We start from the raw sequence: 12,862 nt of genomic DNA, 5'->3' as shown, positions 1-12,862 counted from the left end.
GAGCGACCGTGGCTGCCGACGCTCCTGCCGCCGGCGACCTCCGGGCGCGCCTGGCCGGGCTGACCGTCGAGGACGAGCACCGCCTGGCCCGCCGCCTGGACGGCACGCGGCGCACCCGCGACCCCGAGGCGCGGGCCCGCCAGCGCGAGCGGGTCGTCGCGGACCTCGTCGCCGCCGAGCAGCGGATCGCGCGCCGCCGCGCCGCCGTCCCGCCGATCACCTACCCCGCCGAGCTGCCCGTCTCCGCCCGGCGCGACGACATCGCCGCGGCCCTGCGCGACTCCCAGGTGGTCGTGGTCGCCGGCGAGACCGGGTCGGGCAAGACCACCCAGCTGCCCAAGATCGCGCTCGAGCTCGGTCGGGGGGTGCGCGGCCGGATCGGGCACACCCAGCCGCGGCGGATCGCGGCCCGCACCGTGGCCGAGCGGATCGCCGAGGAGCTCGACCGTCCGCTGGGCGACGTCGTCGGCTGGAAGGTGCGGTTCACCGACCAGGTGTCGGACTCGACGCTGGTCAAGGTCATGACCGACGGCGTACTCCTCGCCGAGATCGCGCACGACCGCCTGCTCCGCCAGTACGACACGCTGATCATCGACGAGGCGCACGAGCGCAGCCTCAACATCGACTTCCTGCTGGGCTACCTCGCCCGGATCCTGCCCCGCCGTCCCGACCTCAAGGTCGTGATCACCTCGGCGACCATCGACGTCGAGCGGATCGCGAAGCACTTCACAGGCCTCGGTGGGAAGGGGCAGGGCTCCGGGCAGAACCGTGACGCCGCCCCTGGGCAATTCCGCGGAGGTGCCCCTGGGCAATTCCGCGGAATTGCACAGGGGGAGGACGACGGCGGCGCGGAGGTCCCCGTGGTCGAGGTCTCGGGCCGGACCTACCCGGTGGAGATCCGGTACCGGCCCGTGGTGGACCCCGACGACCCGGACGCCGATCCCGACCGCGACCAGGTCACCGCCATCGGCGACGCCGTCGACGAGCTGGTCGGCGAGGGGCACGGTGACGTCCTGGTCTTCCTCGCCGGCGAGCGGGAGATCAGGGACACCGCGGACGCGCTGACCGACCGCTTTCCGGGCGTGGAAGTGCTGCCGCTCTACTCGCGGCTGTCGGCGGCCGACCAGCACCGGGTCTTCGAGCCGCACACCGGCCGCCGGGTCGTGCTCGCCACCAACGTCGCCGAGACGTCACTGACGGTTCCGGGCATCCGCTACGTCGTCGACCCCGGCACCGCGCGCATCTCCCGGTACAGCGCCCGGACGAAGGTGCAGCGGCTGCCGATCGAGCCGGTCAGCCAGGCCTCGGCCAGGCAGCGTTCCGGCCGGTGCGGCCGCACCTCCGACGGCATCGCGATCCGGCTGTACAGCGAGGCCGACTTCGACGGCCGCCCCGAGTACACCGACCCGGAGATCCTGCGCACCAGCCTCGCGGCGGTGCTGCTGCAGATGGCAGCGCTGGGCCTGGGCGACGTCGCGGACTTCCCCTTCATCGACCCGCCGGACCGCCGAGCGGTCGCCGACGGGCTCGCCCTGCTCACCGAGCTGGGGGCTCTCGACGGGGCCTCCGAGGGATCGGCCGGGGCGCTGACCCCGACCGGGCGGGCGCTCGCCGCGCTGCCGCTGGACCCCCGGATCGCGCGCATGGTCGTCGAGGCCGACCGCCGCGGCGTGCTCGACGAGGTGCTGGTCATCGCCGCCGGCCTGACCATCCAGGACCCGCGGGAGCGGCCGGCCGAGCACCAGCAGGCAGCCGATCAGATGCACGCCCGCTTCGCCGACGAGAACTCCGACTTCCTCGCCCTGCTCAACCTGTGGCGCTACCTGGAGGAGCGGCAGGACGCCCTGTCCGGCAGCGCGTTCCGGCGCACCGTGAAGCGGGAGTTCCTGCACTACCTGCGGATCCGCGAGTGGCAGGACCTCTACGGCCAGCTGCGCGGCACCGTCCGCCGGCTCGGCATGACGCTGGGCGAGCCGGCCCCCGAGCCCGACGAGCGGGGCATCACGACCGCGCTGCTGGCCGGGCTGCTGTCGCAGATCGGGCAGCAGATCGAGGAGGGCGCGCGCCAGGACGGCAAGGCCAAGGACGGCGACCGGCGCCGCGGCGGTCGGGAGTACCTCGGCGTCCGCAACGCCCGGTTCGTGATCGCGCCCGGCACCCCGCTGGCGCGGAAGCCGCCGCGCTGGGTGGTCGCCGCGGAGCTCGTCGAGACCAGCCGGCTGTTCGCCCGCACGGTCGCGCGGATCGACCCCGAGCGGGTCGAGGAGTTGGCCGGCCACCTGGTCAAGCGCGAGTACTCCGAGCCGCGGTGGGACGCCAAGCGCGGCTCCGTCGTCGCCACCGAGCGGGTGACCCTCTACGGGCTGCCGCTCGTCGTGGGCCGCCGCGTGCAGTACGGCTCGATCGACCCGGTCGTCTCCCGCGAGCTGTTCATCCGGCATGCGCTGGTGCAGGGCGAGTGGACGACGCACCACCGGTTCTGGGCCGAGAACCTGCGTGCGCTCGAGCGGGTCGCGGAGCTCGAGGAGCGTGCCCGCCGCCGGGACATCCGGGTCGACGACGAGACGCTGTTCGACCTCTACGACGCGCGGATCCCGGCCGACGTCGTCTCCACCCGGCACTTCGACCGGTGGTGGAAGGAGGCCCGGCGGCGGACGCCGGACCTGATGACGCTGACGCCGGACGACCTGACCGACGCCGCGGCCGCCGGGCAGGTCCGCGAGGAGGACTTCCCGGACGCCGTCCCCCTGACGCAGGGGCTGACGCTGCCGCTGTCCTACGCCTTCGCGCCCGGCGCGCCGGAGGACGGCGTCACCGTCGACGTCCCGCTGGCGGTGCTGGACGCCGTCGCCGAGCGGACGGCGAGCAGCTCGCTGGCGTTCACCGTGCCCGGCCTGCGCGAGGAGCTGGTGACGGCGCTGCTGCGCACGCTGCCCAAGCAGTTGCGGCGCGCGCTGGTGCCCATCCCCGACCGGGTCCGCGAGATCCTGCCGCGGATCGAGCTCACCGAGCCGCTGCTGCCCGCGCTCGAGCGGGAGCTGCGGCGCTCCGCGGGGACGGTCGTGCCGCCGGATGCGTGGGCTCCCGCGCAGGTGCCCGATCACCTGCGCGCCACCTTCCGGGTGGTCGACGACCGCCATCGGACGCTGGCCAGCGGCAAGGACCTGCAGGCGCTGCGCGCCGAGGTGGCGCCGCAGGCGCGGGCGAGCCTGGCCCGGGCCGCCGTCGACCTGGAGCGCACGGGGCTGACCGCCTGGACGATCGGCGACCTGCCGCGGACGGTGGAGGTCCGCCGCGGGGGCCACGTCGTCGACGCCTTCCCCGCGGTCGTCGACGAGGGGGAGACCGCCGGCGTGCGGGTCGTCGCCACCGAGGCCGAGGCCCTGCGGCTGCACCGGCGGGGGGTGCGCCGGTTGCTCGTGCTGGCCGCCGGGTCCCCGGCCCGGCAGGTGGTCAAGGGGCTGGGCCCGCGCTCGCGGTTGGCGCTGCAGTTCAACCCCGACGGCGAGATCCCCGACCTGGTGGCCGACTGCGTGGAGGCCGCCGCCGACGAGCTGATCACCGCGGCCGGCGGCCCGCCGCGCGAGGAGGCCGCCTTCGGCGCGCTCGTCGCGACCGCCAAGGCGCAGCTGCCGCAGCTGACGAAGGACACCGTGACCCGGGTGGAAGCGGTGCTCACCCAGGCCCGCGAGGTCGCCGTGGCGCTGGGTGGGGCGGCCGGCCGGCGGGTGCCCGACGCCGCCGTCGCCGACCTCCGCCGGCAGATGGCCGGCCTGCTGCACACGGGCTTCGTCGTCGCCATCGGCCGGCGCCGGCTGCCCGACGTCGTCCGTTACCTCGCGGGGATGGCGCACCGGCTGGAGAGGCTGCCCGCCAACGCCGTCCGGGACGCGCTGGGGATGCACCAGGTCGAGGCGGTGACCGCGGAGTACGAGCAGGCACGCCGGCAGCGCCCGCCGAGCGGTGCTCCGGACGACCCGGTGACCCGGGTGCGCTGGATGATCGAGGAGCTGCGGGTGGCGCTGTTCGCCCAGCAGCTGGGCACGGCCCGCGCGGTCTCCGAGCAGCGGATCTACAAGGCGATCGACGCCGCCCTCGCCTGACGAAGGACCCCGCCCCTCACGCCGCTCGGGCCGGGCCCCTGCGAGGCGGCCGCCGCGTTGACATCGCCCGACCGGTACGCAAGGTTGTTCTTGCATCGCCCTCGACCCCCGGGACGGACGTGGCATGGATACCGACCTGCAGCTGGACGCGCTGCGGCGGATGGTGCGGATCCGCCGCTTCGAAGAGGCCGCGATGAGCATCGTCCGCAAGGGGCAGGGCATCGCCGGCTCGGTGCACATCTGCATCGGGCAGGAGGGCGCGATCGTCGGCTCCTGCCTGGCGCTGCGCCGCGAGGACTACATGGTCGGCTACCACCGCTCGCACGGGCACCCCATCGCCAAGGGTGCCGACATGGGGCCGCTCATGGCGGAGCTGATGGGCCGCGCGACCGGGGTCTGCCGCGGCAAGGGCGGCTCGATGCACCTCGCCGACTTCTCGGTCGGCAGCCTGGGCGAGACGGCGATCGTCGGGGCCGGCATCCCGCAGGCCGTCGGCGCCGCCTACAGCGCCCGCGTCCGTGGCACCGACCAGGTGGCGCTGGCCTTCTTCGGTGACGGCGCGGCCAACATCGGCTCGTTCCACGAGGGGCTGAACCTCGCCGCCGCCTGGAACCTGGGCGTGGTCTTCGTCTGCGAGAACAACCTCTACGCGATGTCGACGGCGCTGGCCGACACGATGGCCGCCGACAGCATCGCCGCGCGCGCAGCGGCCTACCGCATGCCCGGCATCGAGGTCGACGGGCAGGACGTCGGCGCCGTGCACGAAGCGGTGTCGGCGGCGGTCGAGCGCGGGCGCGCCGGCGGCGGCCCCACCCTCGTCGAGGCCCGGACCTACCGATATCGCGACCACGCCGAGTACGGCACCCTCGACCTCGGCCACCGGGCCGTCGAGGAGCTCGAGCAGTGGCGCACCCGCGACCCGATCGACCTGCTGCGGGCCCGGCTGCTCGACTCCGGGGTCGATGTGGCGCTGCTCGACCAGCTCGACGCCGACGTCGCCGCGGAGGTGGCCGCCGCGGTGACCTTCGCCAAGCGCAGCCCGATGCCCGCGCCGGAGGAGCTGTACGAGGACCTCTGGGCCACCCCGATCGAGCCGAGCCCGCGGCGCGACGCCGTCCCGGTGGCAGGAGCCGCGCGATGAGGACGATGAGCTACCGCGACGCGATCCGCGCGGCGATGCTCGAGGAGATGCGCCGCGACCCCGCCGTCGTCGTCTTCTGCGAGGACGCGCGGTTCTGGACGATGCCGACCAACGGGTTCGTCGACGAGTTCGGGCCCGATCGGGTGCCGATCATGCCGATCTCCGAGGAGGGCTTCACCGGCGCGGCGATCGGCGCGGCGATGACCGGCCTCCGGCCGATCGTCGACTACACGATCTCCAACCTCATGTACGTGGCGTGGGACCAGCTGGTCAACCACGCAGCCAAGAACCGCTACCTGTTCGGCGGGCAGACCAGCGTCCCGATCGTGTTCCGCGCGGCGATGAAGTACGCCAACGCCACCGCCGCCCAGCACTCGGACCGGCCCTATCCGCAGCTGATGAACGTGCCGGGGCTGAAGATCGTCGTGCCGTCCACCCCGGCCGACGCCCTCGGCCTGCTGAAGTCCGCCATCCGGGACGACGACCCCGTCGTGTACTTCGAGCCGCTGATGCTGTGGGGCCGCAAGGGCGAGGTGCCCGACGGCGACCACCTCGTGCCGATCGGCCGGGCGGCGGTGGCCCGGGAGGGCAGCGACGTCACGGTGGTCGCCATCGGGGACGCCGTGCCCGCCGCGCTGACCGTGGCCGAGCACCTCGCGGGTGAGGGGATCGAGGTGGAGGTCATCGACCCGCGCACGCTGGTCCCGCTCGACACCGCCGCGATCCTCGACTCGGTGGCGAAGACCGGTCGGCTGGTCGTCGCCGACCCCGCGCACCGGACCTGCGGCGCGGCGGCCGAGATCTCCGCCCGCGTCGCCGAGGAGGGCTTCGACAGCCTCCGCGCCCCCATCGTCCGGGTCACCGCTCCCGACGTGCACCCGCCGTTCAGTCCCGTGCTGGAGCGCCTCATGTACCCGACCCCCGAACGCATCCACGCCGCCGTCCGGGCGGTCCTGCGCAACGCCTCCACGGCGGCGACCGCGGCGGCGGCCGGGGAGCTGATCGGCCGATGAGGGTCGAGGTCAACCTGCCCCAGTTCGGCATGGGCATGACGGAGGGCACGGTGCTGACCTGGCTCAAGGCCGTGGGCGACCCCGTCGTGGAGGACGAGGACATCGCCGAGGTGGAGGCCGAGAAGGCGACGGTGATCGTGGTCGCGCCGGAGTCGGGCACGCTCGTGGAGATCCTGGTGGAGCCGGAGGTGACGGTGCCCGTGTTCACCGCGCTGGCCGTGATCGACACCGTCGACTGACCCGCCCACCGACCGCGCCCCGGGAGCAGCCGCCGCATGGAGCCCGAACAGCTCTTCACCCACTGGTCGGCCGGCTGGGTGACGCGGGACCCGGCGCGCCGCCGGGCGCACCTCGAGGCCTGCTGCACGCCCGACGTCGAGTTCGTGCCGCCCGACGACCGGCCGGTGGTCCGTGGGCGCGACGCGCTGGTCGCGCACGTCGCCGAGTACACGTCGGCCTGGCCCGACGGCGTCACCGCCGAACTCGTGCGGCCGCCGGAGACCCACCACGGCTGGAGCCGTGGCCTCGTCCGCTGGACCTTTCCGAACGCGGTCGCGGTCGGCTGCGACGTCGTCCGCGTCGCGGACGGGCGGATCGCGCAGATGGTCGTCTTTTCCGAACCGGAGGCAGAGCGATGAAGCTCGAGATGCAGCGCGAACTGGGCCGCCGCACGCTGGCCCTGCTCGACGGGCGGACCACGGACATGGCGCCCGCCACGATGGAGGAGCCGCTCGAGGGCTACACCTCCGTCGAGCAGTACGAGCTGGAACGTCGGGTGCTGTTCAACCGCACGCCGATGTTCGTCGGGCTCAGCTGCGACCTCCCCGGTCCCGGCTCCTGGACGACGTTCGACGCCACCGGCACGCCGATGCTGCTCACCCGGGACGAGGACGGCCGGGTGCGCGCGTTCCTCAACATGTGCCAGCACCGCGGGGTGCGGGTGGTCGAGCCCGGCTGCGGCAGCACGCGCCGGTTCACCTGCCCGTTCCACGCCTGGGTCTACGACACCCGGGGCCGGCTGGTGGGCATCCCCGGCGCGGAGGGCTTCTCGGACATGCGGCGCGAGGAGCGCGGCCTCATCGAGCTGCCGGCCGAGGAGAAGTACGGCCTGGTCTTCGCCGCGGCCAACCCCGACGCGCCCTTCACCATCGACGGCTACCTCGGCCCGGAGCTCGCCGAGCAGTTCGCCTCGTTCGGCTTCGAGACCTGGCAGTCGATCGCCGCGGTGCACGAGCACCGCGTGCCCACGAACTGGAAGGTCGTGTGGGGCACCCACTGCGAGACCTACCACTTCGCCAGCCTGCACAAGCTGACCGCGCGGCCCCTGGTCTACGGCAACACCTCGGTCGCCGACATCTACGGCGACCACGCGCTGATGACCTCCACCATGCGCACGGTCGACGCCCTGCGCGACACCCCCGAGGAGCAGTGGGCCCCGGTCGACGACGGCCAGATCAGCCTGAACTACCGCCTGTTCCCGGGGCTCAGCTTCTCGGTCGTCTTCGGGACCCGGCTCGAGATCTTCACCGTCCACCCCGGCGACTCGGTGCACGAGACCGTCGCGCTGCACCACGCCTACCGCCGGGAGGCGCCGGCGACGGAGGCGGAGGCCGCCGAGCTGGAGGAGCAGGTGCGGTGGGCGTGCCAGACGGTGGTGGACGGCGAGGACTACGCGATGGCGGCGAAGGCGGGCGAGGGGCTGCGCGCGCCGTTCCGGCCGAGGACGCTGGTCTTCGGCCGGAACGAGCCGGTGATGCAGCACATGGCGGTGACCCTGCGGCGCACGCTCGGCCGGTCGGTCTGAGCGGTCAGCCCCGCGCGGTGCGCCGGCCGTCGTAGTCGGCGCGCCCGGCGTCGTCGACCAGTTCCAGGCGGAAGCCGTCGTCGCGGACCAGGTACGCGAACTGGGTCGGGCGGCCCTGCCCGTCGGGCCGGGTGAGCTCCAGCCGCCAGCCCTGGGAGGACAGCCGGTCGATGTCGCCCGCCAGGTCGTCGGTCCAGTAGGCGAAGTGGTGCAGGCGCGGCCCGGCGTCGGTGTGCCAGATCGTGCCCGGGGCGCCCTGGATCAGGTCGACGTGGATCGGCCCCTCGTTCGACACGCACGACAGCGGCCGGGGCTGCGGCACGCCGTCGACGGTGTGGAAGACCTCCTCGCGGGCGGACGGCTCGCTCCAGGTGACCTGGAGGTGGTCGCCGAGGTCGGCCATCGAGGCGTGCAGGTCGCCGGTGGTGATGCCGACGTGGAAGGGCACCGCGTCCATGTCCGCATCTCCCGTCGTGGCCGAGGCACGTGGTGGTGCAAGGATATACTTGCCTCGCGCCCTCCCGCGGGCCCTGCGGTCAGGGGGCGGTGGTGACCGCGACCAGGGCGCTGAGGAAGCGGTCCTCGGAGACGCCGTTGTAGGGCCGCCCCTGCATGATCGAGAACAGGTGGTAGCCGCCCAGTGCGGACTCGGCGATGGCGCGCAGCACGTCGCTGTCGTCCGGGTCCGGCTTCACCGGCACCTGCAGCACCGCCCAGATCGCCTGGCGCAGCTCCGGGACGCGCTCGCCCTCGGTGAGCATCAGCCGGAAGAGCCGGTCGAACCGCCGCAGGTGGTGCAGCCGCTGCTCGTAGGCGCGGCGGCGGCGCTGGGCCTCGTCGCCCGGGGCGACGTGCTGCTCGGCCTCCTCCTCGGCGGCGGCCATCTCGGTGCGCAGGCGGGTCACCTCTCGCTCGACGGCGGCCGCCAGCAGCGCCTCCTTGGACGGGAAGTGCCGGTACAGGCTGCCGGTGCCCACGGCGAGGCCGACGCGGCGCTCGACCTCGCTGATCGTCGCGCCGGTGAACCCCTGCTCGGCGAACACGTCCATGGCCGCTTCGAGGATGCGCTCGCGGGTGCTCGGCGGCCGCGACTCGGTCGTCACCGGAGTCAGCCTACGGACGGCCGGCACCGGGCCCCAACGTGTCGAGGATGACCTTGGTGTCCTGGAGGAACATCTCCACCCTGCAGATCTTGGCGTCGCGGAAGTGCAGCAGCTCGACGGCCGGGAAGCGCACCGTGCGGCCGGTCTCGTGCGCCGTCCACTCCATGTCGGTGTAGAGGATGATGAGGTCCTGCTCGGGCAGGTCCCAGATGTGCAGCGGCGTCACCTTCTGGGCCCACAGCGAACGCATCTTCGCGTTCATGCGCGCCCACTCCTCGCGGCCCTTGTACACGCCGCCGTGCGGCAGCGAGGGCGGCTCGACGATCTCGTAGTCCTCGGTGAACGCGTCCCACATGGCGTTGCGGGACCGGTCGCTGGTGATGTCGTGCTCGAACTCGGCGGCCTTCATCAACTGCTCGTAGGCCTGCAGGTTGGCCGATGCCATCAGCGCTCGCCCCCGGCTGCGGTCGCTGCGGCCTCGCGGGGCTCGAGGGTGTCGAGGATGACCTGGGTGTCCTGGTGGAAGATCTCGACCCGGCAGATCTTGGCGTCCCGGAAGTGGAAGACCTGCACGGTGGGCCAGATCGCTGAGCGCCCGGTCTCCTTGGCGGTCCAGTCCATCCGGGAGTAGAGGACGACGACGTCGTGCTCGGGCACGTCCCACGCGTGCTCCACGGTCAGCTTCTGCTGCCAGGTCGCGCGCATGATCTCGTGCATCGCCAGCCACTGCTCGCGGCCGTGGTGCTCGCCGCGCTGGGGCAGCGACGGGGGCTCCACGACGACGAAGTCCTCGGTGTACTCGGCCAGCGACGCCGCGTGCGCCTCGTCGCTGGTGAGGTCGTCGAAGTTCGAGCGGTTGCGCAGCCGGTCGATGGTCTGCATGTTGCGCGAGGGCGGCACGGGTCTCCTTCTCGGGGCCGGCGGGTGGGTCAGGGCGTGGCGCGGGGCTGGGCGTCGAGCATCGGCTTGACGCGTTCGAACATGAAGCGCGAGGCCCAGCCGGGGCCGTCCAGCGGCAGCTCGTCCGCGCACGGGGTGGCGCCGTAGATCTCGTCCCAGTGCTCGACGAGCTGCTCGGCGGCGACCTCGCCGGGGTCGGCGATCCAGCCCGGGCTGGCCGCGACCCACGCCCGGGCGAACCAGCCGGCCCGCGCCATCAGGATCTGCCCGGTGACCGGGCAGGAGCGGTGGCTCAGCACCACGACCATCGGCGAGACCCGCTCGGGGGTGAGCTGGTCCATGCCCGGCTGCGTCGACGGGTCGATCGGGTCGGCGCGGTTGGCGAAGCGGAAGGCATGGGGGTCCTCGGCCCGCTGCGTGACGGCGCCGGGGGACAGGGCGTTGGCCTTGATCCCGTGTCGCTCGCCCTCGAGCGCGATCGAGCGGGCCAGGCCGACGACGCCCATCTTTCCCGCGCCGTAGTTGCTCATCAGCGGGGCGCCCAGCAGCCCGCCGGTGGAGGTGGTGAACACGAAGCGCCCGCCGCGTCCGCCGTCCTTCATCGCCCGGTACGCCGACTGGGCGAGGTAGAAGCAGCCGTTGAGGTGCACGTCGAGCACGCTGTGCCACTCGTCGGGCGTCATCAGCTCGAAGTGGTTGTCGCGGGAGAAGCCGGCGTTGTGCACGACGGCGTCCACCTGCCCCCAGGTGTCCAGCGCCGTCGCCACGATCGCCGCCGCGCCGTCGGCCTCGGCGACCGAGTCCAGGCTGGCCACGGCCTCGCCGCCGGCGGCGACGATCGCGTCGACGGTCGCCTGCGCGACGGGGGTGGCCGCGCTGCGGCCGCTCTGGTCGACCCCGATGTCGTTGACCACGACCCGGGCGCCGCGGCGCGCCAGTTCCAGGGCGTGCGAGCGGCCGATCCCCGATCCGGCGCCGGTGACGACGACGACGTCGCCGGCGAAGGTGAGCGGGGCTGCCGGCGCCCGGTCGCTGGACTCCACGTTGGCCTCTTTCCTCACGATGCCGCGCTGGTGGTCTCGGCCCGCTGCGCCGCGATCGTGTTGGCCGCGACGTAGCCGAACGTGCAGGTCGGGCCGATGCTCCCGCCGGCGCCCAGGTAGGCGCGGCCCTGCACGCTCGCCGTGGTGTTCCCGGTGGCGAACAGGCCCGGGATCGGCACGCCGTCGGCCGTCAGCACGCGGGCGTCGGCGTCGGTGAGCACCCCGCCGCAGGTGCCGACGTCGCAGGGGTAGACCGCGACCGCGTAGAACGGTCCGCGCTCGACCGGCGCCAGGCAGTTGTTCGGGCCGTGCCGCGGGTCGCCCATGAACCGGTCGTAGGCGGACTCGCCGCGGGAGAAGTCGGCGTCGACGCCGTCCCGGGCGAAGCCGTTGAACCGCCGGCAGGTCTCGGCCAGCCCGTCGGGGTCGATGCCGCACAACCGGGCCAGCTCGGCCAGGCTGCCGGCGCGCTGCACGAAGCCGTCGTCCAGCCATTTCTGCGGCAACCGCCCGGGCACCGCACCGAACAGGCAGCGCCGGCGGAAGGCGTCGTCGAAAACCAGCCAGGCGGGCACCGAGCGCGACTCGGCGTCGTGGGCGAACATCCGCTGCGCCAGCTCCGACGTCGACACGGCCTCGTTGGCGAACCGGCGCCCCGCGGCGTCGACGATGATCGATCCCGGCCGCCAGCGGGCCCGGCCGAAGGCGCTGGTCTGCCGCGAGGGGTAGGCCGGCAGCCGGCCGTCGGGCAGGCAGGCCATCGGCAGCCAGATCGCCTCGTCCATCAGATCGGTCGCGGCGCCGGCGGCCATGGCCTGGAGCAGCACCTCGCCCGTGTCGCCGGGATTGGCGATCGACCACTGCGCCGAGCGCGCCTGGCTGCCGCCGTAGGTCGCGCGCAGCTCCGCGTTGCGGGAGAACCCGCCGGCGGCGAGGAGCACTCCGCCCCGGGCGCGGACCCGCGTCGAACCGCCGTCCTCGCCGCCGAGCACGACGCCGACCACCGCGCCGTCGGCGACCACGAGCTCGCGCAGCGGCGCCTGCGTCCGGACCTGCACGTCCTGGGCCAGGGCCAGCTCGAGCAGGCGCCCGACCAGCGCGGCGCCGTTGGCCACCATCCGGCGGCCGCGCAGCTTCGCCAGCCGGGTGCGCAGCCAGACCCGCGCCGCCACGGCGAGGTTGCGGGGGTGGCGGTTGTAGTACGTCATCGCGCTCAGCTCGGTGCCGAAGCCGATCAGCCCCAGGCCGGTGCTCATGCCCGGGCGCAGCCGGGGCGCCCAGTCGCCCAGCGCGCGGGTGTCGTAGGGGTGGGCCTCGATGGTGCGGCCGCGCTCCGAACCGCCCGGCGCGCCGGAGTAGTAGTCGGCGTACCCGTCGGCGAAGCGGAACGGAACGCCGAGGTCCTGCAGGAACGACACCAGGCGCGGCCCGTTCTCGACGTAGGAGCGCCGCCGCTCGGGGGAGGACGCCGGGCCGACGTCGCCGACGACCGCCTCGAAGTAGGTCAGCGCCCGGTCGGCCGAGTCGGGCGCCCCGGCGGCCCGCATGAGGGGGTTGTCCGGGATCCACATGCCGCCCCCGGACATCGCCGTCGAGCCGCCGACGACCTCTGCCTTCTCGGCCACCAGGACGTCGAGCCCGTGCGAGCGCGCCGCCAGCGCGGCGCACAGTCCGCCTCCGCCGCTGCCGACCACGACCACGTCGGTGGTGAGGTCCCACTCCCCGGTGTCGGTCACGGCGTCGGCCCGCCGCTGC

At 73.8% G+C, this 12,862-nt stretch carries 12 protein-coding genes; 6 read left to right on the top strand and 6 right to left on the bottom strand.

What is annotated here, in order from left to right; all coding sequences use genetic code 11:
- Positions 1 to 8: 8 nt before the first annotated feature.
- The 6 genes from hrpA (at position 9) to BMY88_RS21685 (ending at position 8,061) form a co-directional block, all read left to right on the top strand.
- Positions 9 to 4,103, top strand: coding sequence for an ATP-dependent RNA helicase HrpA (hrpA, locus tag BMY88_RS21710; RefSeq protein ID WP_244524847.1), 4,095 nt, complete (start codon positions 9 to 11; stop codon positions 4,101 to 4,103).
- A 124-nt stretch (positions 4,104 to 4,227) separates the two neighbouring features.
- Complete coding sequence (locus BMY88_RS21705; protein WP_091948935.1) at positions 4,228 to 5,244, top strand: thiamine pyrophosphate-dependent dehydrogenase E1 component subunit alpha; 1,017 nt, start codon at positions 4,228 to 4,230, stop codon at positions 5,242 to 5,244.
- Positions 5,241 to 6,257: an alpha-ketoacid dehydrogenase subunit beta gene (locus BMY88_RS21700; RefSeq protein ID WP_091948932.1), complete on the top strand. Its 1,017-nt coding sequence runs from the start codon at positions 5,241 to 5,243 to the stop codon at positions 6,255 to 6,257. Before BMY88_RS21705 ends, BMY88_RS21700 begins: the two co-directional genes overlap by 4 nt.
- Positions 6,254 to 6,496, top strand: coding sequence for a biotin/lipoyl-containing protein (locus BMY88_RS21695; protein ID WP_091948929.1), 243 nt, complete (start codon positions 6,254 to 6,256; stop codon positions 6,494 to 6,496). The genes BMY88_RS21700 and BMY88_RS21695 overlap by 4 nt, the downstream gene beginning before the upstream one ends.
- Before the next feature lie 36 nt (positions 6,497 to 6,532).
- On the top strand, positions 6,533 to 6,895 hold the full coding sequence (locus BMY88_RS21690) for a nuclear transport factor 2 family protein (RefSeq protein WP_091948926.1): 363 nt from the start codon (positions 6,533 to 6,535) through the stop codon (positions 6,893 to 6,895).
- Positions 6,892 to 8,061, top strand: a complete 1,170-nt coding sequence (locus BMY88_RS21685; protein WP_091948923.1) for an aromatic ring-hydroxylating oxygenase subunit alpha — start codon at positions 6,892 to 6,894, stop codon at positions 8,059 to 8,061. The genes BMY88_RS21690 and BMY88_RS21685 overlap by 4 nt, the downstream gene beginning before the upstream one ends.
- Before the next feature lie 4 nt (positions 8,062 to 8,065).
- Here the strand turns inward: BMY88_RS21685 and BMY88_RS21680 are convergent, their stop codons facing one another.
- From BMY88_RS21680 to BMY88_RS21655, 6 genes are all read right to left on the bottom strand, one after another.
- Positions 8,066 to 8,518 (bottom strand): VOC family protein, encoded by a 453-nt coding sequence (locus BMY88_RS21680; RefSeq protein WP_091948920.1) that lies wholly within the window; start codon positions 8,516 to 8,518, stop codon positions 8,066 to 8,068.
- A 79-nt stretch (positions 8,519 to 8,597) separates the two neighbouring features.
- Complete coding sequence (locus tag BMY88_RS21675) at positions 8,598 to 9,164, bottom strand: TetR/AcrR family transcriptional regulator (protein ID WP_211435772.1); 567 nt, start codon at positions 9,162 to 9,164, stop codon at positions 8,598 to 8,600.
- A gap of 10 nt (positions 9,165 to 9,174) precedes the next feature.
- A complete protein-coding gene (locus BMY88_RS21670) occupies positions 9,175 to 9,609 on the bottom strand; it encodes a nuclear transport factor 2 family protein (protein WP_091948916.1) in 435 nt (144 codons plus the stop codon).
- On the bottom strand, positions 9,609 to 10,064 hold the full coding sequence (locus BMY88_RS21665; RefSeq protein WP_091948913.1) for a nuclear transport factor 2 family protein: 456 nt from the start codon (positions 10,062 to 10,064) through the stop codon (positions 9,609 to 9,611). The genes BMY88_RS21670 and BMY88_RS21665 overlap by 1 nt, the downstream gene beginning before the upstream one ends.
- 29 nt (positions 10,065 to 10,093) lie before the next feature.
- Positions 10,094 to 11,107, bottom strand: coding sequence for an SDR family NAD(P)-dependent oxidoreductase (locus BMY88_RS21660; RefSeq protein WP_170861235.1), 1,014 nt, complete (start codon positions 11,105 to 11,107; stop codon positions 10,094 to 10,096).
- 14 nt (positions 11,108 to 11,121) lie between these two features.
- Positions 11,122 to 12,843, bottom strand: coding sequence for an FAD-binding protein (locus BMY88_RS21655; RefSeq protein ID WP_091948910.1), 1,722 nt, complete (start codon positions 12,841 to 12,843; stop codon positions 11,122 to 11,124).
- Positions 12,844 to 12,862 lie beyond the last annotated feature (19 nt).

The sequence above is a fragment of the Trujillonella endophytica genome (assembly GCF_900110555.1).
In the GTDB taxonomy this organism is placed as follows: Bacteria; Actinomycetota; Actinomycetes; order Mycobacteriales; family Geodermatophilaceae; genus Trujillonella; species Trujillonella endophytica.
This window is presented reverse-complemented; position numbering and strand designations above follow the sequence as displayed.

Excerpts from the sequence above, each read along its gene's own strand:
- BMY88_RS21695 (WP_091948929.1), top strand. The coding sequence starts at position 6,254 with ATGAGGGTCGAGGTCAACCTGCCCCAGTTCGGCATGGGCATGACGGAG.
- BMY88_RS21705 (WP_091948935.1), top strand. The coding sequence starts at position 4,228 with ATGGATACCGACCTGCAGCTGGACGCGCTGCGGCGGATGGTGCGGATC.
- BMY88_RS21685 (WP_091948923.1), top strand. The coding sequence starts at position 6,892 with ATGAAGCTCGAGATGCAGCGCGAACTGGGCCGCCGCACGCTGGCCCTG.
- BMY88_RS21690 (WP_091948926.1), top strand. The coding sequence starts at position 6,533 with ATGGAGCCCGAACAGCTCTTCACCCACTGGTCGGCCGGCTGGGTGACG.
- BMY88_RS21700 (WP_091948932.1), top strand. The coding sequence starts at position 5,241 with ATGAGGACGATGAGCTACCGCGACGCGATCCGCGCGGCGATGCTCGAG.
- BMY88_RS21680 (WP_091948920.1), bottom strand. The coding sequence starts at position 8,518 with ATGGACGCGGTGCCCTTCCACGTCGGCATCACCACCGGCGACCTGCAC.
- BMY88_RS21670 (WP_091948916.1), bottom strand. The coding sequence starts at position 9,609 with ATGGCATCGGCCAACCTGCAGGCCTACGAGCAGTTGATGAAGGCCGCC.